The sequence below is a fragment of the Nocardia sp. NPDC050408 genome (genome assembly GCF_044458905.1).
Taxonomy (GTDB): Bacteria; Actinomycetota; Actinomycetes; order Mycobacteriales; family Mycobacteriaceae; genus Nocardia.
In genome coordinates, this window is sequence record NZ_JBITIL010000057.1 from 1 (window position 1) to 2,097 (window position 2,097).

The following is a 2,097-nucleotide window of genomic DNA, read 5'->3' on the forward strand; positions in this document are numbered from 1 at the left end:
GGTGCGCCCAGAGATCAGGAGGTGATCGTTTTGCGGTCATGACCTGTGTCGGAAGCTCGTCGTCGCCTGCCGGTGTGAGTCCGGTCCGGGTAGCTGCCAGGAGGCCCGGTAGCAGGCTGGCGGCTCGGTCTGGAAACGGGTCGGGTCGAAGCCCAGCGTCGAAAGCCCTTGTAGGGGAAGCGACTGAGCGGTCCGTAGCGGAAGCGAAGCCTGCCGCGTCGTTAGACATTGAGGGAGAGCCGAGCCGGGCTGTTCACGGTGAAGGCCATGGAAGCGGTGAAGAGCCTGGATGCGCAGCCGTGAAGGACTCCCCGGCGTAGAGGGCGCGGAACGTTCAGAAGGTGACGGCGGGAACTGGGGAGGCCCTCCCCGGCCGAAATGCACTGCGAATTGTGTGGAAAGGCTTGTCCTATAACCGGTGTGGAGCCGGGAAGTGGATCGGGTGCCGGGAGGGAGTCGGAGGCGGTCGTAGTACCGATCGAGCCGGGCGGACAACATAACCGCCGGTGAGGGAAGGGCCGCTGCTTCGTTCACGCGTTGTGTCTGGAAAGGATGGGCCCGGTGAGTGCCGGTCAGGCTAGTTCCACCGCTGTGGGGTCGTTGGACCCGGTTCGAGCCTTGCAGCACACGCTTTACCGGTCGGCCAAGGCTGATCCGGGACGACGGTTTCATGCGTTGCGGGACAAGGTCTATCGCAGAGACGTCCTGTGGCGTGCGTGGGTGGCGGTGCGCCGCAACAATGGTGCGCCGGGTGTCGATGAGACCACCCTGGGGCAGATCGAGGACTACGGTGTCGAGAGATTCCTCGACGAGCTGGCCGAGGACTTGCAGAACGAGCGGTGGCGGCCGTTGCCCGCGCGTCGGGTGCTCATCCCCAAGTCGGGGTCTAGTGAGAAGCGGCCGTTGTCGATTCCTGTGGTTGGTGATCGTGTGGTGCAGGCTGCGGTGAAGATCGTGCTCGAGCCGATCTTCGAGGCGCAGTTCCTGCCGTGCAGTTTCGGGTTCCGCCCGAAGCGGTCGACACACGATGCGCTGCAGGTGCTCGTCGACGAGTCCTGGCGAGGCAACCGATGGGTGGTGGAAACTGATATCGCCAACTGCTTCTCGGCGATTGGGCACGAGAAGCTGATGGCAGCGGTCGAGGAACGCGTCAGTGACCAGGGCATGCTGAAGCTGCTGCGCGCGGTGTTGCGCGCGGGAGTGATGGCCGGCGGTTCGGTGCGCCGTGAGGTGACCGGAGCCGCGCAAGGCGGACCGCTTTCGCCGTTGTTGTGCAACGTGTATCTGCACCGGCTCGACCGGGCATGGGACACGAATGCGCACGGAGTGCTGGTCCGATACTGCGATGACCTGGTGGTGATGTGCCGATCGCGTCGGCAGGCCGAGGCCGCGCTTGCGCGGCTGGTAGTTCTGCTGGGTGAGCTCGGGCTCGAGGTCAAGGAGTCCAAGACCCGGATCGTGCATCTGGTCGAGGGTGGCAAGGGAGTGGACTTCCTGGGCTTCCACAATCGGCTGGTGCGCGGGTGGACTCCCCGGTCGGCGCATCTGGTGTTCCTTGCTCGTTGGCCCTCACGCAAGGCGGTGCAGCATGCTCGGGACCGGATCCGGTCGATCACGGCCCGGCACCGGATGCTGCTGCCGACCGAACACATCGTGGGAGAGCTGAACCTGTTCCTGCGGGGATGGGCCGGATACTTCCGTTATGGGAACTCGGCTCTGCTGTTCGGTCAGATCAGAAACTATGCCCTCTCGCGTCTGGCGTTGCTGTTGTCCAAGCGGGGCAACCGGCGACACGCATGGGGATGGGGCATGGCCCAGGTGCTGGCGTCGCCGGACCACCTCGGGCTGATCAGCCTCGATGGAATCGTCGTGCCGCCCAGGCCCTTTCGGACCTGGAAGGGTTGAATGCCGCCGGTGAAGAACGTCGGTAAGCCGTGTGCGGGAGAACCGCATGCACGGTTTGACGGGCGGGAGCTGGAAACGGATCGAATGGCCGGTCATGGTGGGGCAGAAGAACGATCAAGCGGGAAACCGTTCGGTCACAGTGGCTTCCACACCTACAACCGCTCACGACACCGCGCCAGTTCCCGACCCAAC

The 2,097-nt window shown here is 64.6% G+C and carries 1 protein-coding gene; it reads left to right on the forward strand.

Annotation, left to right across the window (positions count from 1 at the left end):
* Positions 1-561: 561 nt before the first annotated feature.
* Entirely contained in the window at positions 562-1,905 is a 1,344-nt protein-coding gene (gene ltrA / locus ACIBJI_RS42540; RefSeq protein ID WP_397088864.1) for a group II intron reverse transcriptase/maturase, read from the forward strand.
* The last annotated feature ends 192 nt before the right edge of the window (positions 1,906-2,097 follow it).